This window comes from Rhodococcus sp. WB1, assembly GCF_001700945.1.
Lineage (GTDB): Bacteria > Actinomycetota > Actinomycetes > Mycobacteriales > Mycobacteriaceae > Rhodococcus > Rhodococcus aetherivorans.
In genome coordinates, this window is record NZ_CP015529.1 from 57,447 (window position 1) to 80,790 (window position 23,344).

The 23,344-nt window shown below is 70.8% G+C and carries 26 protein-coding genes, 1 tRNA gene and 1 pseudogene; 17 read left to right on the forward strand and 11 right to left on the reverse strand.

Annotated features, from left to right (window positions below; translation table 11 throughout):
• The first annotated feature begins 13 nt into the window (after positions 1-13).
• The 8 genes from A4U64_RS00275 to A4U64_RS00310 are packed head-to-tail and all read left to right on the forward strand — an operon-like array spanning position 14 to position 6,393.
• On the forward strand, positions 14-799 hold the full coding sequence (locus A4U64_RS00275; protein WP_043802461.1) for an SDR family oxidoreductase: 786 nt from the start codon (positions 14-16) through the stop codon (positions 797-799).
• 31 nt (positions 800-830) lie between these two features.
• Positions 831-2,516 carry a thiamine pyrophosphate-binding protein gene (locus A4U64_RS00280; RefSeq protein WP_043802458.1) on the forward strand — a complete coding sequence of 562 codons (1,686 nt, stop codon included), beginning with the start codon at positions 831-833 and terminating at the stop codon, positions 2,514-2,516.
• Positions 2,513-2,983 (forward strand): alpha/beta fold hydrolase, encoded by a 471-nt coding sequence (locus A4U64_RS00285; RefSeq protein WP_050036047.1) that lies wholly within the window; start codon positions 2,513-2,515, stop codon positions 2,981-2,983. The genes A4U64_RS00280 and A4U64_RS00285 overlap by 4 nt, the downstream gene beginning before the upstream one ends.
• Entirely contained in the window at positions 2,980-3,222 is a 243-nt protein-coding gene (locus A4U64_RS00290) for a recombinase-like helix-turn-helix domain-containing protein (protein WP_029546493.1), read from the forward strand. The genes A4U64_RS00285 and A4U64_RS00290 overlap by 4 nt, the downstream gene beginning before the upstream one ends.
• A gap of 1 nt (position 3,223) precedes the next feature.
• On the forward strand, positions 3,224-4,321 hold the full coding sequence (locus A4U64_RS00295) for a Rieske 2Fe-2S domain-containing protein (protein ID WP_029546492.1): 1,098 nt from the start codon (positions 3,224-3,226) through the stop codon (positions 4,319-4,321).
• Positions 4,322-4,332: 11 nt separating this feature from the next.
• On the forward strand, positions 4,333-4,650 hold the full coding sequence (locus A4U64_RS00300) for a hypothetical protein (RefSeq protein WP_043802519.1): 318 nt from the start codon (positions 4,333-4,335) through the stop codon (positions 4,648-4,650).
• Positions 4,647-5,051 (forward strand): RidA family protein, encoded by a 405-nt coding sequence (locus tag A4U64_RS00305; RefSeq protein ID WP_029546490.1) that lies wholly within the window; start codon positions 4,647-4,649, stop codon positions 5,049-5,051. The genes A4U64_RS00300 and A4U64_RS00305 overlap by 4 nt, the downstream gene beginning before the upstream one ends.
• Before the next feature lie 52 nt (positions 5,052-5,103).
• Positions 5,104-6,393 carry an MFS transporter gene (locus tag A4U64_RS00310; protein WP_065921956.1) on the forward strand — a complete coding sequence of 430 codons (1,290 nt, stop codon included), beginning with the start codon at positions 5,104-5,106 and terminating at the stop codon, positions 6,391-6,393.
• Between the two features lie 54 nt (positions 6,394-6,447).
• On the opposite strand, the gene A4U64_RS00315 is transcribed toward A4U64_RS00310, so the two are convergent.
• Genes A4U64_RS00315 through pcaH form a run of 6 tightly spaced genes read right to left on the reverse strand, consistent with a single transcriptional unit; the run spans position 6,448 to position 12,323 of the window.
• The gene (locus A4U64_RS00315; protein WP_043802450.1) at positions 6,448-7,656 is read right to left on the reverse strand and encodes an acetyl-CoA C-acetyltransferase; all 1,209 of its coding nucleotides are present in this window, start codon (positions 7,654-7,656) and stop codon (positions 6,448-6,450) included.
• A gap of 26 nt (positions 7,657-7,682) precedes the next feature.
• Entirely contained in the window at positions 7,683-8,489 is an 807-nt protein-coding gene (locus A4U64_RS00320) for an IclR family transcriptional regulator (RefSeq protein WP_050036044.1), read from the reverse strand.
• Positions 8,486-9,655 carry a bifunctional 3-oxoadipate enol-lactonase/4-carboxymuconolactone decarboxylase PcaDC gene (gene pcaDC, locus A4U64_RS00325; protein WP_065921957.1) on the reverse strand — a complete coding sequence of 390 codons (1,170 nt, stop codon included), beginning with the start codon at positions 9,653-9,655 and terminating at the stop codon, positions 8,486-8,488. Before pcaDC ends, A4U64_RS00320 begins: the two co-directional genes overlap by 4 nt.
• A complete protein-coding gene (locus A4U64_RS00330; RefSeq protein ID WP_065921958.1) occupies positions 9,652-11,004 on the reverse strand; it encodes a lyase family protein in 1,353 nt (450 codons plus the stop codon). The genes pcaDC and A4U64_RS00330 overlap by 4 nt, the downstream gene beginning before the upstream one ends.
• A gap of 13 nt (positions 11,005-11,017) precedes the next feature.
• Complete coding sequence (gene pcaG, locus A4U64_RS00335) at positions 11,018-11,611, reverse strand: protocatechuate 3,4-dioxygenase subunit alpha (protein ID WP_065921959.1); 594 nt, start codon at positions 11,609-11,611, stop codon at positions 11,018-11,020.
• On the reverse strand, positions 11,604-12,323 hold the full coding sequence (gene pcaH, locus A4U64_RS00340; RefSeq protein ID WP_029546483.1) for a protocatechuate 3,4-dioxygenase subunit beta: 720 nt from the start codon (positions 12,321-12,323) through the stop codon (positions 11,604-11,606). Before pcaH ends, pcaG begins: the two co-directional genes overlap by 8 nt.
• 169 nt (positions 12,324-12,492) lie before the next feature.
• On the opposite strand from pcaH, the gene A4U64_RS00345 reads away from it, so the two are divergent.
• Together A4U64_RS00345 and A4U64_RS00350 are read left to right on the forward strand one after the other, a co-directional pair.
• Positions 12,493-13,239, forward strand: a complete 747-nt coding sequence (locus A4U64_RS00345) for a CoA transferase subunit A (protein ID WP_029546482.1) — start codon at positions 12,493-12,495, stop codon at positions 13,237-13,239.
• Entirely contained in the window at positions 13,236-13,889 is a 654-nt protein-coding gene (locus tag A4U64_RS00350) for a CoA transferase subunit B (protein WP_029546481.1), read from the forward strand. Before A4U64_RS00345 ends, A4U64_RS00350 begins: the two co-directional genes overlap by 4 nt.
• A gap of 76 nt (positions 13,890-13,965) precedes the next feature.
• Here A4U64_RS00350 and A4U64_RS00355 read toward each other — a convergent pair whose 3' ends face one another.
• On the reverse strand, positions 13,966-14,532 hold the full coding sequence (locus tag A4U64_RS00355; protein WP_029546480.1) for a carboxymuconolactone decarboxylase family protein: 567 nt from the start codon (positions 14,530-14,532) through the stop codon (positions 13,966-13,968).
• A gap of 28 nt (positions 14,533-14,560) precedes the next feature.
• Here A4U64_RS00355 and A4U64_RS00360 point away from each other — a divergent pair, with 28 nt between their 5' ends.
• Complete coding sequence (locus A4U64_RS00360) at positions 14,561-15,058, forward strand: MarR family winged helix-turn-helix transcriptional regulator (RefSeq protein WP_050036038.1); 498 nt, start codon at positions 14,561-14,563, stop codon at positions 15,056-15,058.
• Between the two features lie 104 nt (positions 15,059-15,162).
• Complete coding sequence (locus A4U64_RS00365) at positions 15,163-15,714, forward strand: peroxidase-related enzyme (RefSeq protein WP_037201207.1); 552 nt, start codon at positions 15,163-15,165, stop codon at positions 15,712-15,714.
• A gap of 3 nt (positions 15,715-15,717) precedes the next feature.
• Here A4U64_RS00365 and A4U64_RS00370 read toward each other — a convergent pair whose 3' ends face one another.
• The 3 genes from A4U64_RS00370 to A4U64_RS00380 form a co-directional block, all read right to left on the reverse strand.
• Positions 15,718-16,857 carry an AI-2E family transporter gene (locus A4U64_RS00370; protein WP_029546477.1) on the reverse strand — a complete coding sequence of 380 codons (1,140 nt, stop codon included), beginning with the start codon at positions 16,855-16,857 and terminating at the stop codon, positions 15,718-15,720.
• A gap of 183 nt (positions 16,858-17,040) precedes the next feature.
• A tRNA-Met gene (locus tag A4U64_RS00375) sits at positions 17,041-17,117 on the reverse strand.
• A gap of 12 nt (positions 17,118-17,129) precedes the next feature.
• Entirely contained in the window at positions 17,130-17,870 is a 741-nt protein-coding gene (locus tag A4U64_RS00380) for a FadR/GntR family transcriptional regulator (RefSeq protein WP_029546476.1), read from the reverse strand.
• A 77-nt stretch (positions 17,871-17,947) separates the two neighbouring features.
• Between A4U64_RS00380 and A4U64_RS27515 the strand changes: the two are divergent.
• Positions 17,948-18,335: pseudogene (locus tag A4U64_RS27515) on the forward strand (PPOX class F420-dependent oxidoreductase).
• A 7-nt stretch (positions 18,336-18,342) separates the two neighbouring features.
• Here A4U64_RS27515 and A4U64_RS00385 read toward each other — a convergent pair.
• A complete protein-coding gene (locus A4U64_RS00385; RefSeq protein WP_006940638.1) occupies positions 18,343-20,010 on the reverse strand; it encodes an L-lactate permease in 1,668 nt (555 codons plus the stop codon).
• A gap of 187 nt (positions 20,011-20,197) precedes the next feature.
• On the opposite strand from A4U64_RS00385, the gene A4U64_RS00390 reads away from it, so the two are divergent.
• Genes A4U64_RS00390 through A4U64_RS00405 form a run of 4 tightly spaced genes read left to right on the forward strand, consistent with a single transcriptional unit; the run spans position 20,198 to position 23,335 of the window.
• On the forward strand, positions 20,198-20,962 hold the full coding sequence (locus A4U64_RS00390; protein ID WP_050036037.1) for a (Fe-S)-binding protein: 765 nt from the start codon (positions 20,198-20,200) through the stop codon (positions 20,960-20,962).
• Positions 20,959-22,461, forward strand: coding sequence for a LutB/LldF family L-lactate oxidation iron-sulfur protein (locus A4U64_RS00395; RefSeq protein WP_065921960.1), 1,503 nt, complete (start codon positions 20,959-20,961; stop codon positions 22,459-22,461). Before A4U64_RS00390 ends, A4U64_RS00395 begins: the two co-directional genes overlap by 4 nt.
• Entirely contained in the window at positions 22,458-23,081 is a 624-nt protein-coding gene (locus A4U64_RS00400) for a LutC/YkgG family protein (RefSeq protein WP_006940643.1), read from the forward strand. The genes A4U64_RS00395 and A4U64_RS00400 overlap by 4 nt, the downstream gene beginning before the upstream one ends.
• On the forward strand, positions 23,078-23,335 hold the full coding sequence (locus A4U64_RS00405) for a WhiB family transcriptional regulator (RefSeq protein ID WP_152103802.1): 258 nt from the start codon (positions 23,078-23,080) through the stop codon (positions 23,333-23,335). The genes A4U64_RS00400 and A4U64_RS00405 overlap by 4 nt, the downstream gene beginning before the upstream one ends.
• Positions 23,336-23,344: the final 9 nt, after the last annotated feature.

The following is a 23,344-nucleotide window of genomic DNA, read 5'->3' on the forward strand; positions in this document are numbered from 1 at the left end:
CCACGGAGATCCCATGGACCTGCACCTCACCGGACGCACGGTGATCGTCACCGGCGCGAGTTCCGGTGTCGGCCTCGCCACCGCCCGGATGCTCGCCGCCGAAGGCGCCCGAGTGGCACTGTGCGCGCGGGACCTCGACCGCCTGCGCGCCGCCGCCGGCACGTTGGCGGCCGACCCGGCCGATGTCCTCACCGTCGCGTGCGACGTCACCGACCGGAACTCCGTGCAGGCCTTCGCCGATGCGGTCGTCGACCGGTTCGGGGGGATCGACGGGGTGGTGTGCAACGCCGGGCGCTCGCTGATGTCGACGCTCACCGACACCACCGACGAGCAGATCCGGGACGAGTTCGAACTCAAGATCTTCGGCGCGCTGCATCTGATCCGCGCGGCACGGACGGCGCTCGCGAAGTCCGATGCGGCCTCCGTGGTGATCGTCAACGCGATCCTCGCGCGGCAACCCGAGTTGCGGCTCGCCGTCACCTCGGCGGCCCGTGCCGGACTGCTCAACCTGGCGCAGTCCCTGTCCGGGGAACTCGCACCCGACGGCATCCGCGTCAACTCCGTGCTGCTCGGCCTCGTCGACACCGGTCAGTGGCAGCGCCGCCACGCCGAATCCGGCGACGGCCGCGCCTTCGACGAGTGGAGCGCCGAGATCGCCGCCGACCGCGGGATCGGACTGGGCCGCTTCGGAATCGCGGACGAGGTCGCCTTCCCCGTCACCACCCTGCTCTCACCCCGCAACAGCTACGTGACCGGCGCGACCGTCGACGTCGGCGGCGGTGTCGGGCGCTACGTCTGACCCGCCAGTGGTCATCTGCATCGGAGGAAACATGGACACCCCCTCATCCGCGCCGGGTCGGCGCGCCACCGGCGGCGACGTCCTCGTGTCGGTCATGCGCCGGCACGGCATCGACACCGCGTTCGGCGTCGTCAGCATCCACAACCTTCCCCTCGTCGAGGCCGTCGCCCGCGACCTGAACTTCGTCGAGGTGCGGCACGAGGCCGCCGCGGTCAACGCCGCGGACGGGTACGCCCGCGCCTCGGGCCGCATCGGCGTGGCGCTGACGAGCACCGGCACCGGCGCCGGCAACGCCGCCGGATCAATGATCGAGGCCCTCACTGCCGGCAGCCGCGTCCTGCACGTGACCGGCCAGATCGAAAGCGAATACCTCACGCCCGAACCGGCCGCGTCGAGCCGCGGCGTGATCCACGAATTTCCCCGGCAACGGCAGATGCTCGACGCCGTCTCCCGGTACGCGGCGACGATCACCGACGCCAAGGACGCCGAGGCGGAACTCGAGGCCGCGATCGCCCGCATCCTGTCGGCACCGCAGGGACCCGCCAGCGTCGAATGGCCCACCGACCTGCAGTATCTGGCGTCGCCGGACGAACAGCGAGCGGCGGAGGCCCGGATCGCACAGCCACCGGCCCCCAATGCTGCTGCGCTGGAGCGCGCCGCCGCGGTGCTCGCCTCCGCCGAGCGGCCCCTGCTGTGGCTCGGTGGGGGCGCCGCCGGCGCCGGCGACGAACTGCGCGCCCTCGCCCACCGGCTCGGGGCGGGGATTCTCACCAGCAACTCCGGACGGGGCATCGTGTCCGAGGACGACGACCTCGTCGTCGGGAACTTCGCGGCGTCCCCCGAGGTCGCCGGGCTCCTCGCCGACGCCGACGTCCTGCTCGCCGTCGGAACCCACTTCCGGTCCAACGAGACCAAGAGCTACCACCTCACGCTGCCTGCGACGCAGGTGCAGATCGACATCGATCCCGCCGCGATCGGCCGGGTGTATCCGGCCACGGTCGGAATCGTCGCCGACGCCCGCACGGCACTGCGCGGCATCCTCGACGCGCTCGACGGCACCGTCCGGCGCGACGAGTGGGCGGCCCGGGTTCAGGCGGCACGGAAGCGCAGCCGGGCCGCGCTCACCGCATACATCGGCGGCTACGCCGAGATCTGCGAGGGCATGCGCCGCGTGCTGCCCCGCCGGTCGGTGGTCGCCCGCGACGTGACGATCCCGTCCAGCCAGTGGGGCAACCGCCTGCTGCCGTTCTACGAGCGCGAGACCAACATCTTCCCGCTCGGCGGCGGCATCGGGCAGGGCCTCGCCATGGGGCTCGGCGCGGCCCATGCCCGCCGGGACGTTCCGACGGTCGTGATGGCCGGGGATGGGGGTCTGGCCGTGCACCTCGGCGAGCTGGCCTCGCTCGCCGGGTCCGACGCCTGGTGCGTCGTGCTGGTGTTCAACGACGGCGGCTACGGCGTTCTCCGGAACATGCAGGAGGCCAACGGATTCCGTCGGTCCGGGGTGGACCTGCACACGCCGCGGTTCGATCTGCTCGCCGCCTCGATGGGCATGCCGTACACCCTCGTGCAGCGGCCCGGCGTCTTCGAGTCCGCGTTCGGGGAGGCGATCGCGACGCGCCGGCCCGCGCTGGTCGAGGTCGACGTGACCGCCCTCGACCCGCAGCCCGGACCGTTCGTGCCACCGGTGCACGTGCCGACGGGAGGTGCCCGATGACCCCGCGGATTCGCGCCGAGGCGGCCTGGTGGACCGACGGGCAGGCCGCCGCCGCGCTGCGCGACGGCCGCGCGGTGCACCTGTACGCCGCGGGCGCCGACGCCGAACCCGCCCTGCGCGCGGCCGATCGTCACGGCGACCTGCTGCGCAGCCTGATCCTGGCCGATCCCGCGTGCGACGTCGACGCCGTCGCCGGCCTCCTCGGCCGGATCACCGTCCCCACGCTGGTGGTGGCCTCCGCTCTCGGCGACGACACCGATCTGTCCGTACCGCAGCGGCTCGCGGGCGAGATCGACAACGGAGTCTTCGTCGTCGTCGACGGATGTCCGGCGCCCGTCCACCTCACCCGGCCCGAGTCCTTCACGGAATGGGCGAGCGCCTTCGCCGCCATCGCCGAGGGACTCGCCGCCCGCTACCGGTCCGGGCTCGCCGCCCCCACCCCCCACATCGAAGGAGTTCTCGCGTGAACCGCACTGCGACGGCACGATTCACAGAACCGTACCTGGAACCACGACAGACCCATCCCGATCCGCTGACCCCCTACGAGGACAAGCTCGCCGGGTCACTCATGGAGATCTTCGGGACCGGCACCCACGACCTGCCCGGTGTCGTCGAGGGACTCAACGGCCTGGGCCTGCACGGCCCCGACGGCCGGCCCTGGACCGAGGACACCTTCCGCGCCGAAATGCGACGACTGGGGAGATGACATGACCACCTTCGAGACTGCACAGACCACCACCAGCGGCGCCCCGCGCCCGGCCGGACCGCGGTTCGCCGTCGGCACCCGCCGGCCGATGGACGCCGACGAGATCGCGGCGACCGGCCTGCGCGACCGCTGGTACCCGATCCTTCCGTCGCGCATGGTCGAACCGGGCGCGATGGTCAAGGTCACCCGCCTCGGTGTGGACTGGCTGCTGTTCCGCGACGCCCGGGGCGCGGTCCACATGCTCGAGGACCGGTGCCCGCACCGCAGCGCCCCGCTGTCGGTGGGGCAGCATCTCGGTGACCGCGTCGCCTGCCTGTACCACGGCGTGCAGGTCGACGGAACCGGCACCGTCGTCTCCGTGCCCGGCATGCCCGGGTGCGCGCTCGAGGGCAAACGCGCGACCGCCTCGCTGTCGGTGGTCGAGGCCGCCGACACGATCTTCGCGTTCGTGCCCCTGACCCACGACTCCGTGCCGACGCCGTTCGTCCTGCCGGACCGGCTCGCGGACGAGGAGGTGTCGTGGTTCCCCAACTACGCGGAGTGGGCCGGGCCGTGGCGCTTCTACATGGACAACGTGCTCGACCCGATGCACGGGGCCTTCCTGCACCGCAACTCGCACTCGATGTTCGGCGGCGACACCTCGGCGCGGTTCCGGATCCGCGAGACCGACCGCGGGTTCTTCTTCGAGAAGACCGACCAGCGCGGCGTGAACTTCGACTGGGTCGAGTTCGTGCGCGGATCGATGGACTACGTGGACCTCGAGATCCCCTACGCTCCCAATGCCGGTCCCGGCGGCGTGTTCGGCATCGTCGGCATGTGCACCCCGATCGACCGGGACCACTCCGCCATCTTCCACTGGCGCACCCGGCGGGTGTCGGGCTGGGAACGGGAGGCGTGGCGCTTCCTGTACCGGACCCGGCTCGAGGAACGGCACTGGGAGGTGCTCGAACAGGACCGTGCCGTCCTGGAGGCGCTGGCCGCGGATGCCGACGTCGAGGAACACCTCTACCAGCACGACCTCGGTGTCTCCCGGATCCGCCGGATCTACCGGGCCGACGCGAAGCAGCAGGCGGCGGTGCTCGCGGGAGTGCCGGCGTGAGCGGCGGGACCATGATGCTCACCGTGGTCCTGCGGCACGATCAGAGCCGGAACCTCGAACAGTTGCAGGGCCGGCTCGACGACGCGGACTGGTGGCACGGGTTCCCGCCCGAGGGGTGCGAGGTCGTCTCGTGGGTGGTCGCGATGGGGATCGGGCAGATCGTGACCTTGCGGCTGCCCGCCGATCGGCTGGCCGCCGTCAACGTCGAACTCGAGCGCCGCGCGTGGGGCGTGTTCCGCACCGAGTGCTACCCGACTTACGACTTCGTGCCGGTGCGGGAGCGGCTGACCCGCGAATCCGACGAACGTCGCGGCGCGGTGCTCCGATGACCCGGGTGGGACACCCGGCCGTCCCGGAGCCGCCGCGGCCGGACATGTTCAGCAACGCCCGCGTCGTCGGCCGGCACTTCTTCGTCTCCGGCATGCACGCCGGCACCCCCGACGGTCCCGTCGGCGGTGCCGACGTCTACCGCCAGGCGCGGGAGGCGTTCCGACGCACCCGCGCGCTGGTGGAAGCCTGCGGCGCGCAGGTCGACGACATCCTCGCGCTGCGCATCTACGTCACGGACATCGGAGCCAAGGCCGCCGTCGGGCGGGCCCGCGCCGAGATGTTCCGCGGCGATTTCCCGTGCTCGACCCTGGTCGCGGTGTCGGCCCTGGTCGAGGACGGCCTCAGCGTCGAGGTCGAAGCACAGGGAATCATCTCGGCGGCCGCGACGGCGGACGCGTAACCTTCTGATTCGACGCCCCTGGCAGGGCATCGACCGACCCGAGGACGCCACCATGCGCGGACCCAACACCACATCGTCCACTTCCCGAACCGACGAGGCAGCGCCGAACTGGCCCGTCCTCGTCCTGACCTTCGTCGCCGTCGTCCTCGACGGTTACGACACGATCGCCCTGGGCCTGTCGGTCCCGGCGCTCGCGAAGGACTGGGACGTCGCCCCGTCCCACTTCACCCCCGCACTGTCCCTGACCAGCGTCGGCGTGGCACTCGGTTACCTCGCCTGCGGCCGGATCGTCGCACGGTTCGGCGCCCGGCGCGTCGTGCTGGCCGCGGTGGTGGTGTTCACCGTCGGCTCGCTGCTGACCGCGTTCGCGTCGACGATCACCGAACTCACCGCCCTGCGCGTGCTGACCGGCCTCGGCCTCGGTGCGGTCCTGCCGGCGGCCGTCTCCCACGCGACGGCCCTCAATCCCGCCCGGCTGCGGCAGTCGATCGCCGTGTTCGTCACCATGGGCATCTCCCTCGGTGCGCTGATCGCCGGGGTGCTGGGCACGCGCCTGATCGGCGCGTTCGGCTGGGAATCGGTGTTCCTCGTCGGCGCCGCGGCCTCGGCCGTCCTGTTGCCGCTGCTGTGGATCGGCCTCCCCGACGGACGCGCCGCCGTCGGCGAGCCCGCGCCGGCCGCCGCCGCGACCGCGTCGGCGGTGCGCGAGGCGTCCGTCGCGCGCCTGTTCGATCCGGGGCTGCGGAGCCGCACGCTGCTGCTGTGGGGCTTCTCGTTCCTGATGTTCACCGTGTACTACGTCTTCTCGTCGTGGTTGCCGACGCTGCTGACGAGCTACGGGTTCTCGGCTGGGCTGGCACCGTTGGGCTCGGCCGCGCTCGGGGTCGGCAGCATCGTCGGTGCGGCGGTCCTCATGATCGGTGCGCTGCGGTTCCGGATGTCGTCGGTGCTCCTGGTCACCACGTCGCTGGCGATCGTCTTCCTCGTCGTGTCCGCGTTCCTCGGTCCCGACAAGGTGCTCTTACTGATCGTGTTCGGCGGCGTGGGTCTCGGCATCCAGGCCGGCATGATCGGTCAGACCGCGCTGTCGGTGTCGATGTACCCGCAGGGGACTGCGACGACCGCGGTCGGCTGGTCCGCGTCCATGGGACGGCTCGGCTCGGTCGTCGGCCCGGTGGTGGGCGGCGCGCTCATCGGCCTCGGCGTCCCGACCGGCACCATCGTGCTGGTGGCGTGCGTTCCGGTCCTGGCCGCCCTGGTCCTCATCGCGGTGCTCGGCTGGATCACCGCTCCGAAGACCCTCTCGAAGTCGGCACCGGCGGCCGTGCCCGCAGGCCGCTGACGCGGCCGGTGTGTCCTTCGGGCTGCTGGAACAGCCCGAAGGACACACGGGCGTTTACGCCCTCTCGAACACCGCGGCCAGGCCCTGGCCGCCGCCGATGCACATCGTCTCGAGGCCGTAGCGGCCCTCGCGGCGGTCGAGCTCGCGCAGCAGGGTGGCGAGGATGCGGCCGCCGGTCGCGCCGACGGGGTGGCCGAGCGAGATGCCCGACCCGTGGGGGTTCAGGCGCGCGTCGTCGGGCTCGAGGCCCCAGCTGCGGGTCACGGCGAGGGTCTGCGCGGCGAACGCCTCGTTGAGCTCGATCACGTCCATGTCCGCCAGGCTCAGGCCGAGGCGGCCGAGGGCCTTCTCCGTGGCCGGGACCGGGCCGATGCCCATGGTGCGCGGCGGCACCCCGGCCACCGCCCAGCTCGCCAGCCGGGCCAGCGGGCGCAGGCCCAGCTGCGCGGCCTTCTCGGCGGTGGTGACGATCGCCAGCGCGGCACCGTCGTTCTGACCGCTGGCGTTGCCGGCAGTGACGGTCGACTCCGGGTCGATCCTGCCGCGGATCGGGCGCAACTTGGCGAGGGATTCGACGCTGGTGTCGGCGCGCGGATGCTCGTCGGTGTCGACGACGAGCGGATCACCCTTGCGCTGGGGCACGGCCACCGGGACGATCTCCTGCGCGAACACGCCGTCCTTCTGCGCGGCCACGGCGCGCTGGTGCGACTGGACCGCCAGGGCGTCCTGGTCGGCGCGGCTGATGGCGAACTCGGCGCGCAGGTTCTCGGCCGTTTCGATCATGCCGCCCGGCACGGGGAAGTCGCGGCCGCCGGCGGTGACCCGGGCGCGGGCCAGACGGTCGGACAGGGCCACGGACTCACCCTTGACACCCCAGCGCATGCCGGTGGCGTAGAACTCGGCCTGGCTCATGGACTCGGCACCACCCGCGAGGATCAGGTCGCTGCCGCCGGACTGGACCTGCATGACGGCCTGCAGGACGGCCTGCAGCCCCGAGCCGCAGCGACGGTCGACCTGCTGGCCCGGAACCTCCACGCCGAGACCGGCGTTGAGGGCGGCGACGCGGCCGAGGGCGGGAGCTTCCCCGTTGGGCGAGGCCTGGCCGAGGATCACGTCGTCGACGTCGGAGCCGGAGATACCGGTGCGGGCGACGAGCTCGCGAATCACGGTGGCGGCGAGGTCTTCCGGTGCGACGTCCTTCAGGACGCCACCGAAGCGGCCGACGGGGGTACGGAGGGGTTCGCAGATCACTACGTCGCGCATGGCAGTTTCCTTGTCGATATTCGGGGTCAGTGCTTCTGGGTCCGGGCGAGATCGGCCGAGATCGCCGCTGCCGTCTCGATCACGGCGGGCACGAGTTCGCTCCGCACGGCGTCGAGGCTGTAGCGGGCGGCCTGGGTGGAGATGTTCACGGCGGCGACGACGCCGCCGGAGGCGTCGCGGATGGGCGCGGCCAGCGAGCGGAGCCCCTCCTCGAGTTCCTGGTCGACGATGCAGTAGCCGTCGCGCCGGATCCGGTCGAGCTCGGCGCGCAACCCGTCGGCCGTGATCAGGGTGCGGGAGGTGAGCGGCTCGAGCGTCGCGGTGGCGAGGTAGGCGTCGAGTTCGGCGGGGGAGAGCCCGGCGAGCAGGACGCGCCCCATCGAGGTGGCGTGCGCGGGAAAGCGCGTGCCGATGGTGATGGAGACGGTCATGATGCGGCTGACCGGAACCCGCGCGACGTAGACGACGTCGCCACCGTCGAGCACCGACACCGACGTCGACTCGTGGACGTTCTTCGCCAGCGCCTCGAGGTGCGGGCGTGCCACCTCCGGCAGCGTCAGGCTCGACAGGTAGCTGTAGCCGAGCTCGAGCACGCGCGGGGTCAGCCAGAACTGGGAGCCGTCCGTACGTACGTATCCGAGCTCGACCAGCGTGAGCAGGAACCGTCGCGCGGTGGCCCGGGTCAGGTCGGTGGCCCTGGCCACCTCGCTGAGGGTGCGCCGGGGGTGTTCGGCGTCGAACGCCTTGATGACGGACAGTCCGCGCGCGAGCGACTGCACGTAGTCCGGCGACGCTGCGGTCGCCGCGATCGGGTCGCCGTCGGTGATCGTCATGGTGTGGTGCTCCCCTCGCCGTCTGCGAGCGCCTGCCTGCCGAGCGCGAACGCCCGGTTGCTGTTCGGCACTCCCGCGTAGATCGCGGTGTGCAGGAATACTTCCACGAGCTCGTCGGGGTCGAGACCGGCGCGCAGGGCCGCCCGGATGTGCATGTCGAGTTCGTGCTCGTTGCCGACGGCGGTGAGGATCGCCAGCGTCAGCAGCCGGCGGGTGTGATGGTCCAGTCCGGGCCGGGACCAGACGTCGCCCCACGCGGTGCGGGTGATGAAGTCCTGGAACGGCTCGGTGAACTCGGTGGCCGCCGACATCGCCCGGTCGACGTGCGCGTCGCCGAGCACCGAGCGCCGCACCCGCATGCCCTGTTCGAAGGCGGCGGTGCGCTGCGCCCCGGCCGGGATGGCGCGGGCGATGTGCTCGCGGATCAGGGCGGTGATCCGGCCCGCCTGTTCGACGTTGGCCAGGTGCGCGCCCGGGTCGACGACGTGGAAGGCGGCGCCGGCGATGCCGTCGGCGATCTGCTCCATGACGGCCGGCGGGGTGGCCGGATCCTGCTCGCCGGCGACGACGAGGGTCGGCGCGACGATGCGGGCGAGGTCGGGGCGCCCGTCCCACGTGGCCAGCGCCTCACAGCACGCGGCGTAGCCCTCGTCGCTGGTGCCCGCCACCATCTCGACGTGCCGTGCGACCAGGACGGGGTCGCGTTCGGCGAGGCCCGGGGTGAACCAGCGGCCGACGATGGACTCGGCGATGGACGCCAGCCCGCCGGCGCGGACCGTGGCGGCGCGGTCGAGCCACGGCTGGGCCGGGGCGAAGGCGGCGGACGTGCACAGCAGGGTCAGGGTGCGGACGCGTTCGGGGTGGTGCGCGGCGAGCCACTGGCCGACGGCGCCGCCGAGCGACAGGCCCACGAAGTGCACCGAGCCGAGGCCGAGCGAGTCGAGCAGCGCGACGACGTCACCGCCGAGATCGGCCATCGTGTAGGGACCGGCGACGACGGGGGACTTGCCGTGCCCGCGGTGGTCGACGGCGACGACGTTGGCGATCGGGGACAGCGCGGTGATCTGCGGCGCCCACATCGACAGGTCGGAGCCGAGCGACCCGAGCAGCACCACCGGGGGAGCGGTGGGGTCGCCGTGCTGTTCGTAGTTGAGCGTGACGGTCATGCCTGTCCTCCAAGGGGCCGGTCGGCGGTGGTGTCGTGGTGGGCCAGGGCACGGTCGACGAGGTCGCCGGCGTGGCCGAGGTAGCGGGTGGGGTCGAGCAGGGCGCGGACCCGGTCGGCGCCGAGGTGCTCGACGATGCCGGGATCGCGGTCGAGCGGAGTGCCGGTGCGGGCCGCCGCGGTGACGATCTCGCGCGCCGAGCCGGTGTGCTCGGACAGCGCCGCGGCGACCTTCTCCGCGAGGATCGCCCCGCCGGTGAGTTCGAGGTTGCGGGTCAACGCGTCGGCGTGGACGTGCAGCCCGGTCAGGCTGACCGAAAGCTGATGGGCCGCACCGCCGGTCAACCGGAGCAGGTCGGTGAGCGTCTCCCACTCGGCATGCCAGGCGCCCGCGGCGCGGGCGAACTCGTGGTCCGTCGACGCGAGGGCGGTCGCGACGAGGCCGGGCACGCGCCGCGCGGCCGCCCGGGCGGTGATCGCCGCGACCGGATTGCGCTTGTGCGGCATCGCCGACGATCCGCCCGGCGCGTCCTCGCTGACCTCGCCGAGTTCGGTTGCGGCCATGAGGACGACGTCGGTGGCGGGCTTGGCGACCGCGCCCGCGGCGACCCCCAGGGCGACCGCGAGCCCGGTCACGGGGGTACGCGCGGTGTGCCACGGCACGAGGGGCCTGGCCAGCCCGAGCAGGTCCGCCAGGGTGTCCGCGAACGCGAGGCCGTCCGGGTGCACTGCGGCGAGAGTGCCTGCTGCGCCGCCGTATTGGGCGGGCAGCGAGACGAGGGCGCGGTCGAGCGAGGCGGTGGCGTCGTCGAGCGCGACGAGCCACGTCGCGGCGAGGGCCCCGAACGTGGTGGGCAGCGCCTGCTGCCCGAGGGTGCGCGCGACCATCGGGGTGTCACGGTGCCGGCGGGCCAGGCGTGCCGTCGCCTCGGCGGCGCCGCGCAACTCGGCGACGACGAGCCGGCCGGCCTTGTGCGCCAGCAACATCAGCGCGGTGTCGAGTACGTCCTGGCTCGTGGCCCCGACGTGCACCGCGGCGGCAGGGGCCTGCGCGCGCTCCCGCAGGATCTTCACCAGGGGGATCACCGGATTGCCCCCGGCCGCGGAGAGCCGGCCCAGTTCGGCCGGGTCCAGTTCGCGGGTGAGTTCCCCGGCCGCCGCGGCGACGGCCGTGACGTCGGCGGCGGTGGCGCGACCGTGCTTCTCGGCGGCGCGCGTGATCGCCACCTCGACGTCGAGCAGGGCGGCGATCCACGCCCGGTCGGACAGCAGCGGTGCGAGGTCGCCGGCCCCGAACACAGGGTCGAAGAGGGCACCGCGGGTATTGTCGGACTGCGCCGGCACGGTCAAGGCACGCTCCCGTCTAGATCGCGAAGAACGGCGTCTCCACACCGTTCGGATCGAGGTCCTGAACGTACACGGTCCAGGCGTAGCCGTCGTCGGACTTGTCGGCGATCAGCTTGTGCCGCTGCGACTCCGGTAGTGCGGTGAGCACCGGGTCGGAGGCGTGCGCGGCGAGGTCCTCCGGGAAGTACATGCGGGTGCAGAGGCGGTCGAGCATGCCGCGCGCGAAGATCCCGACGTTCAGGTGCGGCGCCTCGTCGGCCTCGGTGTCGGACTCGTGGGCGCCGGGCTTGACCGTGTGGATCGCGGCGGTGCCGGTGCCGTCGGCGGCGCCGCGGGCGAAGCCGCGGAAGCCCTCGGCGCCGAACCGGCCCTCGGCGTCGGCCTGCCAGGTCTCGACCATGGCGTCGGCGATCGGCTCGCGGTTCCCGTCGATCACGGTGATGCGCACGGTGATCCGGCCGGGGGTGTCGGCGGGGACGACGTCCGCGCCGTCGGCCCACTCGAGGCCGATCTTCCAGTACGGACCGACGGTCTGCGACGGTGTGGGACCGAAGGCGGCGGTGCTCTGGTCGCCCGGGGTGACGGGGTAACGAGGAGCGAACTCACTCATCGTCGTCCTCCTCGTTCTCGAAGGGGGTGGCCTCGCGTCCGCGCAGGACGATGTCGAAGCGGAAGCCGAGGGCCCAGTTGTCGACGGTGGCGTCGTAGTCGAAGACGCTGACCATCCGGTGCCGCGCCTCGGCGGGCACCGCGTTGTAGATGGGGTCCTGGAAGAACATCGGGTCGTCGGGGAAGTACATCTGGGTGACGAGCCGCTGCGTGAACGCCGTGCCGAACAACGAGAAGTGGATGTGGGCGGGACGCCAGGCGTTGTGGTGGTTGCGCCACGGGTAGGCCCCGGGCTTGACGGTGGTGAACCGGTATCGGCCCGCCGCGTCGGTGACGCAGCGGCCGACGCCGTTGAAGAACGGGTCCAGCGGGGCGGGCCAGTTGTCGTCGACGTGCCGGTAGCGGCCGGCGGCGTTGGCCTGCCACACCTCGAGCAGCGCGTGGGGGACGGGCTTGCCGTCGCCGTCGAGGACGCGGCCGTGCACGATGATGCGCTGGCCGGCGGCCTCGCCGCCGTTGGCGATGCTCAGGTCGGCGTCCCCCTCCTGCACGCGGTCCTCGCCGAAGACCGGCCCGGTGAGCTCGCCGAGCCGCTGTGGGACGAGCGTGAGCGGCTGCGCCGGGCGTCGCAGCGCGGTGGTCCGGTAGTCGGGGAAGTCGAGCGGCGGGTGCACGCCGTCGGGGCGGGCGAAGCGGGGTGGCAGGTGAAGCATGGGACCTCGGTGTTCGATGCGTGTTCGCGATATGGACGGAAGGACGCTATGCGTACGAGGCTAGTGGGTCGTCCTGGCCGAATCAATATTCCAAAATGAAACAGTCTCGAAATGGTTCGTATCACGGACGGGGGTTCACATTACGCACAACTGCCGCTATCGTAGAGGCATGGACAAAGTCGTTGCCACCGCCGCCGAGGCCGTAGCCGACATCCCGAACGGCGTCACCATCGCCGTGGGCGGATTCGGTCTGGTCGGCGTTCCGGAAATCCTGATCAACGCGCTGCTCGAGCAGGGCGCCACCGACCTCGAGACGGTCAGCAACAACTGCGGCACCGACGGCTTCGGCCTCGGGGTGCTGCTGGAGAAGGGCCGCATCCGCCGCACCATCTCCTCCTACGTCGGCTCCAACAAGGAGTTCGCGCGGCAGTACCTCTCCGGCGAGCTCGAGGTGGAGCTGACCCCGCAGGGCACCCTCGCGGAGCGGCTGCGCGCCGGCGGCGCCGGCATCCCCGCCTTCTTCACCCCCGCGGGTGTCGGCACCCAGGTCGAGGAGGGGGGCCTGCCGCTGCGCTACGACGGCAAGGGCGGTATCGCCGTCGCGTCCCCGCCGAAGGAGACCCGCGAGTTCGACGGCGAGACCTACGTCATGGAACGCGGAATCGTCGCCGACTACGCCCTGGTCCACGCCTGGAAGGGCGACCGGCACGGCAACCTCGTCTACCGCACGAGCGCCCGCAACTTCAACCCGCCCGCCGCCACGTCGGGCCGCATCACCATCGCGCAGGTCGAGCACCTCGTCGAACCCGGCGAGCTCGACCCCAACGAGATCCATACCGCCGGCATCCACGTCCAGCGCGTCGTGCACGTCGGCCCCGTCACTGTCGGCATCGAGAATCGGACGGTCCGTTCATGACCCAGGCAGCCACCACCATCCAGAAGCTCACCCGTGAGCAGATGGCCGCGCGCGTGGCCGCGGAACTCTCGGACGGCCAGTACGTCAACCTCGGCATCGGCATGCCGACCCTGGTGCCCAACTACCTCGACCCGGACGTCGAGGTGATCCTGCACTCGGAGAACGGCGTGCTCGGTGTCGGGCCGTATCCGACCGAGGACGAGCTCGATCCCGAGCTCATCAACGCCGGCAAGGAGACCATCACGGTCATCCCCGGGGCCTCGTTCTTCGACTCGGCGGAGTCCTTCGGCATGATCCGCGGCGGACAGATCGACGTCGCCGTCCTCGGCGCGATGCAGGTCTCCGCCAAGGGCGACATCGCCAACTGGATGATCCCCGGCGCGATGGTCAAGGGCATGGGCGGCGCGATGGACCTCGTCCACGGCGCCAAGCGCGTCATCGTGATGATGGAGCACGTCACCAAGAAGGGCGAGCCCAAGATCTTCGAGGAGTGCACCCTGCCGCTCACCGGCAAGCACTGCGTCCAGCGGATCATCACCGACATGGCGGTCATCGACGTCACCGACGACGGCCTGAAGCTCGTCGAGACCGCGCCCGGCGTGAGTGTCGACGACGTTCTGGCCGCGACCGCCGCGAAGCTCATCGTCTGACCCTTCCTCCCCTGACGGGCCGAATGTCACACGGGTTCGATCTGACTGAACCCGTGTGACATTCGGCCGTCTGCGTTTACGGGGCGACCTCCTCGCGTCGCCACGCGAACAGCGCGAGCGGCGGGTCCAGCTCGGCGGCGGTGAGTCGGTTGGCGAGCGTCGAGAGGGTGAAGGTGCCGACGCCGAGGACCACCTCGAGGGCGTTGCGCGCCGTGAACCCCGCCGCGGTGAACTCGGCCCACCGGTCGTCGGGCACCGCACCGGCCGAATCGAGTACCGCCAGGGTGAACCTCCGCAGGACCTCGAGTCGTTCGTCGGCGAGGGCCCGGCCGGTGCGCAGTGCGTCGACGAGGTCCCCGGGTGCGCCCATCCTGGTGAGCTTCGCGCTGTGCAGGGCGACACACACGTGGCATTCGTTGCGGGTGGCGATCGTCAGCACCAGCACCTCCCGTTCGATCTCGCCGAGGCTGCTGCGCTCGAACAGTGCGTTGGCGCGGGTGAAGGCCGACAGCAGTTCGGGGGATTCGGCCATGAGCGCGACGGGGTCGGGCACGAATCCGAACTCTCGTCCGATCGCCGACATGATCGGCCGGGCTGCGGGCGGCGCGGTCTCGGGGCTGTGGCGGGTGAAGGTGGTGGGCATCGAACCGTCCTCCGTTAAGATAGACAACATGGTTGACGGAACGGTAAACCAAGTTGTCGAATCCGCGCAAGGCCCCGGCTACGAGCTGCCACTCCTGCTGTTCGCGGGATTCCGTGCCCTGGTCGACGCTCTGCATCGGCAGCTCGCCGAGGAGGGGCATCCGGACGTGCGCCCCGCGCACGGCTTCGCGATGCAGGCCATCGGAACCGCCGGTGCCTCGGCCAGCGAGATCGGCCGCCGTCTCGGCGTGTCCAAACAGGCGGCGGGCAAGACGGTGGATCGGCTCGAGCAACTCGGGTACGTGCGGCGGGAGGCGGATCCGTCCGATGCGCGCGCGAAGACCGTCGTCCTCACCGACCGAGGCCTCGACTGCCTCCGGCGCTCCGCGGTGATCTTCGACGAACTCCGTGGCCGGTGGGGCCGGACGTTGGGCTCCGAGCGCCTGCGGCAGCTCGAAGCCGATCTGCGCACGGTCGCCGGCGCGGAGGGCTTCCGTCTCGACGCGCAGGCGTGGTTCGACCGGTGACCGCCGTGGCGCGGCGTTCTGGACAACTCGGTTAATTCCGGTTAACTTCAGGGTCCGTTGTCCCGACCGGCCCAGGAGACCTTGTGAGCACGCGCTTTCCCGCCATGGAACTGAAGGATCTGCCCGGGGACATCGCAGAGCGCGTCCTCGAAGTGCAGGAGAAGTCGGGGTTCGTGCCCAACGTGTTCCTCACCTTCGCGCGACGTCCCGCCGAGTGGCGGGCCTTCTTCGCGTACCACGACGCGATCATGTTGCGGGAGGACTCCGGCCTGACCAAGGGCGACCGGGAGATGATCGTCACCACGATCTCCGCCGCCAACAACTGCCTGTACTGCGTCGTGGCGCACGGCGCGATCCTGCGGATCTACGAGAAGAAGCCGACGGTGGCCGACCAGGTGGCGGTCAACTACCGCACCGCCGACATCGAACCGCGGCAGCGCGCGATGCTCGACTTCGCCACCAAGGTCAACGAGCGTGCCTACGACGTCGACGACGCCGACTTCGCGGCCCTGCACGCCCACGGCTTCACCGACGAGGACGCCTGGGACATCGCCGCGATCACCGCGTTCTTCGGCCTGAGCAACAAGATGGCCAGCGTGACCGGGATGATGCCCAATCCCGAGTTCTATCTCATGGGCCGGGTGCCGCGGCAGTAACGTTCAGCCGTCCTCGTCGTCGCGGGGTTCCGGCTCGGGCTTCGTCCTGCCGGTGGGGTCGACGACGAGTTCGTAGCGGCGTCCGTATGTTTCGACCAACGCCTGCAGCACGGCGACGACGGGGACCGACACCAGCGCCCCGATCGCACCGAACAGCGACGCGCCGACGATCACCGAACCGAATGCGACGGCCGGGTGGATCGACACGGTCTTCGACGTGATCCGCGGGTGCAGCACGTAGTTCTCGACCTGCTGATAGGCAGTGCCGAACAACACCACCCACAGCCCGTCGATCGGCTGGTTGGCCGCGGCGATGATCGCCGGCAGCGCGATCGCGAGATACGTCCCGAGGGTGGGCACGAACTGCGACACGACCCCGGTCCACAGCGCGAGCGGCAGCCAGTACGGCACACCGATCGCCATCAGGAAGATGCCGGTGCCCACGGCGCTGACCGCACCCAGGATGAGCCGCGAGACGACGTATCCGCCGGCCTTCTCGACGGAGGTCTCCCACACCGTCGAGATCACCTGCTGCTGCCGGGCCGGGAACCAGCTCGAGATCGTGCGGCGCATCGCCGGTCCCTCGGCCGACATGTAGAACACGAACAGCAGCATCGTCATGGCCTGGAAGACCACTCCCACCACAGACGACACCACCCCCACGACCCCGGGGGTGAACCGCTGGACCAGTTCCCGGACGGTCTCCGGGGTCAGGCGGAGGAGCTCCGGACCGGTGGCGAAATTCGTGTCGAAGACGCGGTTGGCCCATTCGGTGACCGCGGTGAGGGCGTCCGGCAGGGCCTTCAACAGCTGGCCCAGCTGCTCGACGAGCAGGGTGCCGAACAGCGCGACGAACCCGATCGCGAAGGCCAGCAGAGAGAAGAGCACCAGGCCGGTGGCGGCGCCGCGCCGCATGCCGACGCGTTCGAGCCAGTCGACGACCGGCTCGAGGGTGATGCTCAGCAACCACGCCAGGAACAGCAGGCCCAGGAACCCGCGCAGGTTGTGGAACAGCCAACCCGAGAGCTGGTAGGCGGCGACGGCGAATAGCACGTACAAGATCGCCGGCCGCAGCCAGCGGGGAGCACGCCGGCCGGCGTTCTCACGCTGCGCCGGTCGCCCGCCCGGGTCGTCCTCGCTCATCGCACACTCCGCGGTCGCCCGACTGTTCCGTACACAGCGGGAATGTACTCGCCTGCCCGCCGTGGCTCGGAGCGAATGTATCGGTCGCTACCGCTGTCGAGATGAGCGATACATTCGCTCGGCCCACAGGGTTCGCACGGGACAACGAAACCGGCCCGGACTCGTGAGAGTCCGGGCCGGTGGTGGTAGCGGGGACAGGATTTGAACCTGCGACCTCTGGGTTATGAGCCCAGCGAGCTACCGAGCTGCTCCACCCCGCGTTGCATCGCCAACTATACACGAGGTCGGGGGTGCTCGCGTTCAGGGGCGTCCGGGCGCCCCAGGCTCTCCGCGTAGTAGCCGCGAATGTGCTCGACGATACGGGCGCGGGCCAGCTCGGGATCGCCCGCCCGAACGGCTTCGAGCAGCCCGCGGTGCTCGCAGCGCAGCCGGGTGCACGTCGTGGGCCAGGTGGTCAGAGGGGCGCCGGCGAGCACGTAGCTTTCGATCGAGTCGCGCAGGCCCGTCATCATCGCCGCGATCACCTGGTTTCCGGCCGCGTCCGCCATCGCGATGTGGAACCGGGCGTCGAGCACCAGGAATTCGTGTGCGGCGAGCGTCGCGTCGTCCATCGCGTCGAGCAGCTGCTCGGCGTGCGACAGGTCCGGGGTGGGGTCGCTCGCGGCCAGCGCGCGCATCACCTCGGTCTCGAGGACGAGACGGGTCTGCACCACGTCCGACACCGGGAAATTCTGCGCTGCCACCTGCAGGCGCATGAGCATGGACATGCCGCCGGTGGGCCGCGAGACGATCATCGCGCCCGCGGTGGGCCCGGAGCCGGTCTGCGCGGTGAGCAACCCGAGCGCTTCCATCACGCGCAGTGCCTCCCGCACCGACGAACGGCCCACCCCGAGCTCGGCGGCCAGGACGCGTTCCCCGGGCAACCGCTGGCCGGGGGCGAGGTGTCCCGAGACCAGTTGCTGCTCGAGGTGGTTCAACACGGTCTCCCATGCGCGGGGCTCGGACTGCGACATGGTGCGAGCCTATGCCGTTTGCCGGTCGCACCGAACGCGCGGATCCTGGGAGACAGTGATCCTCGTGAGGAGCAGTCATGACCGAACCGATTCCTCCCGAGCTCGAACCGTTCGTCGCTGAGAAGGTGGTGCTGCTGCAGACCCGGAAACGGGACGGCAGCTGGGTCGACACCCCCGTCAACATCGCGGTGCGGGGCGATCGCGCCTATTTCCGTACGCCCGGGCGGGCATCGAAGAACAAGCGGTTGAAGAACTTTCCCGAGGTACGCATCAGCCCGTGCACGTGGCGGGGGCGGGTCACCGGATCCGCGGTCGAGGCCACCGCCCGGCTGCTGTCGGGCGCCGAGTCGCGCGATCGACCGCAAGTATCCGGTGCTGCAGCGCTACCTGGTGCGTGCCGCCCACAAGGTCATGCGCACGCCCACACTGCACTACGAGCTGACCGGGCTGCACCCGCCCCGGTAGTGCCGGCTCACGGCAGCATCCACGACAGCACCGGAGTCGACTGGAGATACACCAGCACACACAACAGCGCGAGCATCCCGACGCTGTAGCCGACGACCTTGCGCAGCAGCAGCGGCTCGCTGCCCGGCCGGGCGACTGCGGTCGCCGCGATGGTGAGGTTCTGCGGGCTGATCAGCTTGCCGACGACACCGCCGGAGGTGTTCGCCGCGACCAGCAGTGTCGGATCGATACCCGCGGCCTGGCCCGCTGTCTGCTGCAGCCGCGCGAACAGCGCGTTCGCCGAGGTGTCCGAGCCGGTGACGGCGGTACCCAGCCAGCCGAGGATCGGCGACAGCAACGCGAAGATCGCGCCGGTGCCGGCGAGCCACGTACCGATCGCGACGGTCTGCCCGGAGTGGTTCATCACGTACGCCAGTCCGAGCACCGTCGCCACTGTGGCGATGGAAAGCCGCATCTTCCACAGTGTTTCGCCGAAGGTGCGGAAGGTGAGCCGGACGGTCATCGGGAACCGCCCGTCGCCGCTGCGCACCGTGTACACGACGCCGACGATGATCCCCGAGAGCAGCAGGAGTGTGCCGGGATTCGACAGCCACGGCAGCGTGTAGATCGCCCCGGTCGACGGATCCCCGCTCGCGGTGAGCAGATTCCCGTACAGCCCGGGCCACTCGATCTTGATGTCGGTGCCCGACAGCCACTTCGGCACGTCGAGGCCGAGGGTCCACAGCTTGGCGATGCCGAACACCACGATGACGAGCAGGTACGGGAACAGGGCCATTGCCGTGCGCACGGCGCCGATCGGTTCGGCCGTGACGTGCGAATGCTGGTCCTCGGGCGTGGTGGGCCGCCAGAACCGCAGCATGAGGACGGCGGCGGCGAGCCCGACGAGGGACGCGACGACGTCGGTGAGTTCGTACGAGAAGTTGCTCGAGCACCAGTACTGGGCGACCGCGAAGGCGAAACCGGTGACCAGCGCGATCGGCCACACCTGCCGGACGCCGCGCCGGCCGTCGACCAGCAGCAGTAACAGCAACGGCACGAACCACGCCAGGACCGGCGTCTGCCGGCCGACGACGGCCGCGATCTCGGTCGACGGGATGCCGGTGAGGTTGCCGGCGGTGGTGATCGGAATTGCCATGGCGCCGAACGCAACCGGTGCGGTGTTCGCGACGAGCACGGTGACGGCGGCGCGGATCGGGGGCATTCCGATCGCGATGAGCATCGCGCCGGTGATGGCGACCGGTGCGCCGAATCCGGCGAGGGCCTCGAGCATGCCGCCGAAGCAGAATGCGATGAGCATCGCCTGGATGCGCATGTCGCCGTGACCGACCGAGTTGAACACGTGCCGCAAGTCCTCGAAACGTCCACTGACAACGGTGAGTTCGTAGAACCAGATTGCGGTCACCACGATCCACATGACCGGGAACAGGCCGAACGTGATGCCCTGCAGCGCGGACAGTCCGGCCAGCGGCGCCGGCATGCCGAAGCCGACGACGGCGACGACGAGTGCGACGGCGAGCGCGCCGAGCCCGGAGTACCAGGCCTTGAGCTTGAGGCCGGCGAGCAGCACGAAGAACGTCAGCAGGGGGACCAGGCCCAGCAGGGCCGTCGCGGTGAGGTTGCCGGCGACGGCGGTGGTCGACGGCGTGTACGTCACCGCCAGCAGTTCGGTTTCCACATGAAACTCCCGGTTTGCGCCGCGGACCGCGGCGGGTTCTGTGGTCAGACCACAGGACCGTACACCATGACCCCGGTCACAATCGAGTGCCGGAGGGATCCGGGGGAATTTCGGCCGAGGGGGTGACGCACCGCACCGACCATGCGTTACTGTGGTCTGACCACACAGACCCGATGCGGAGATCCACATGCGAATCGCCCTGTTCGCGACGTGCCTCGGGGACACGATGTTCCCCGGTGCCGTCTCGGCCACCGCCCTGCTCCTCACCCGGCTCGGCCACGACGTCGTCTTCCCCGAAGGCCAGACCTGCTGCGGCCAGATGCACGTCAACACCGGCTACCAACCCGACGCGCTGCCCCTCGTCGAGAACTACGCCGACACCTTCGGCGACACCCACATCGACGCGATCGTCGCGCCGTCCGGGTCCTGCGTCGGTTCCGTGCGGCACCAGCACGAGATCGTCGCCGCCCGCTACGGCTCGCCGGCGCTGTGCGGCCGCGTCGACACGGTGAAGGCGAAGACGTACGAGCTGTCCGAGTTCCTCGTCGACGTCCTCGGCGTCACCGACGTCGGCGCCTACTTCCCGCACCGGGTCACCTATCACCCCACCTGCCATTCGCTGCGCATGCTGCGCGTCGGCGACAGACCGCTGCAACTGCTGCGGGCGGTCCGCGAGATCGACCTCGTCGAACTGCCCGAGGCCGACTCCTGCTGCGGATTCGGCGGCACGTTCGCGATCAAGAACGCCGAGACCTCCACCGCGATGCTCGCGGACAAGCTGTGCAACATCACCGCGACCGGCGCCGAATACTGCAGCGCCGGCGACTCGTCGTGCCTGATGCACATCGGCGGTGGGCTCTCGCGCCTGCGCACCGGGGCCCGCACCATCCACCTCGCGGAGATCCTCGCCTCCGTCGAACCGGCCGTCGCGCCGAAGGGAGTGCCCGCATGACCGTCCTCGGCATGCCCGCCGTCCCCCCGCGCGGCTCCGGAAATCTGCGCGGCACCGAGAAATTCCCCGCCGCAGCGCATCACGAACTCGCGAACACCCAGCTGCGCCGCAACATCGGCAAGGCCACCCACACCATCCGGGCCAAGCGGCTGAACGTGACCGACGAACTGCCCGACTGGCAGCAGCTCCGCGACGCCGGCGCCGCCGTCAAGCGCGACGTGCTCGGCCGGCTGCCGGAACTGCTCATCGAGCTCGAGGCGGCGGTCGTCGCCCGCGGTGGCGTCGTGCACTGGGCGGCCGACGCCACCGAGGCCAACGCCATCGTCACCGACCTGGTCCGCAAGACCGGCTCGGACGAGGTCATCAAGGTCAAGTCGATGGCCACGCAGGAAATCGGGCTCAACGAGCATCTCGAGGACCAGGGGATCACGGCCTACGAGACCGATCTCGCCGAACTCATCGTCCAGCTGGGTCACGACAAGCCGTCGCACATCCTCGTCCCCGCCATCCACCGCAACCGTGCCGAGATCCGCGAGATCTTCCTGCGCGAGATGCCCGATGTCGAACCCGATCTCGACGACAACCCGGCACATCTCGCGGCCGCGGCCCGCAAGTTCCTGCGCCGGAAGTTCATGACCGTGCCGGTCGCGGTGTCGGGCGCGAACTTCGGGATCGCCGAGACCGGCACGCTCGCCGTCGTCGAATCCGAGGGCAACGGTCGCATGTGCCTGACCCTGCCGCAGACCCTCATCACGGTGATGGGCATCGAGAAGCTGCTGCCCACCTTCCGGGACCTCGAGGTGTTCCTGCAACTGCTGCCGCGGTCGTCGACGGGGGAGCGGATGAACCCGTACACGTCGATGTGGACCGGCGTCACCCCCGGCGACGGACCGCAGGAGTTCCACCTCGTGCTGCTCGACAACGGCCGCACCGCCGCGCTCGCCGACGGGGTGGGACGCGAAGCGCTGCACTGCATCCGGTGCTCGGCCTGCCTTAACGTGTGCCCGGTGTACGAGCGCACCGGCGGGCACGCCTACGGCTCGACGTATCCCGGGCCGATCGGCGCCGTGCTCAGCCCGCAACTCGCCGGCATGGACACACCGGGTGACCCCAACGCGACCCTGCCGTTCGCGTCGAGCCTGTGCGGAGCATGTTTCGACGCGTGCCCGGTCAAGATCGACATCCCGTCGCTGCTGGTCGAACTGCGGCACCAGAAGGTCGAGCACGCGCCGTTCGGGGTCGAGGCCGCGGCGATGAAGGCGGCCTCGCTGGCGATGTCGTCGTCGCGCCGGTGGACGGCCGCGCAGAAGGCCGCCGGACTCGGCCGGCTCCTCGCCGGGAGGAAGGGGAAGATCACGACGCTGCCCGGGCCGCTGGGAGGCTGGACCGAGGCGCGTGATATTCCGGCACCACCGAAACAGACGTTCCGGCAATGGTGGAACTCGGACGAGGGGCGGGCCGCGCTGGCGCAGGCTCGCGAGAAGGGACGACAGCAGTGAGCACCCGGGATGTCATCCTCGGCCGGATCCGTGACGCCCTGACCCTGGCTCCGCCGGAGCCCGTGCAGGTTCCGCGCGACTATCGCACCGGACGCACCCTGCCCGACGCGCAGCGCCGGGAACTGCTCGTGGACCGGCTCGTCGACTACAAGGCACACGTCCACGAGTGCACGCCCGGCGACCTGCCCGACGTGCTCGCACGGGTCCTCGCGGAGAGGGGTGTGCGGCGCGTGGGGATTCCCGCCGGACTGGATCCCTCGTGGCTGGCGCGGTTCGACGGTGACGTGGTGGTGGACTCGGCCGAGATCCCCGCGCCGGACCTCGGCGCACTCGACGGCGTCGTTACCGCCTCCGCCGTCACGTGCGCCGAGACCGGCACGATCTTCCTCGACGGAAGCCCGGGCCAGGGGCGGCGTGCGCTGACCCTGGTGCCGGACCTGCACGTGTGCGTGGTGCCGCTCGCCGACGTCGAGGTCGGGGTCCCGGAGGCACTGGCCCGGCTGGTGCCGGAGCGGCCCACCACCATGATCAGCGGCCCGTCCGCAACCTCCGACATCGAACTCGAACGAGTCGAGGGTGTGCACGGTCCGCGGACCCTGGACGTGGTGATCGTTGGGTGAGCCTGCTGAGCGAGCACACCCGGCCGGCCCTCGGCTGGCGGTTCCGCGGTAGCTGCCGATCCGCCGGTGAATTCTACTTCTTCGCCCCGGACGACGAACCATCGCACGTCCGGCGCCGGCGCGAGGCCGCCGCGAAGCGGATCTGCGCGAGCTGCCCGGTGCTGACGGAGTGCCGAACCCACGCGATGCTCAGCAGGGAGCGGCACGGTGTGTGGGGAGGTCTGTCGGAGCGGGAACGCCGCACCCGGCGCTGACCGCGGACG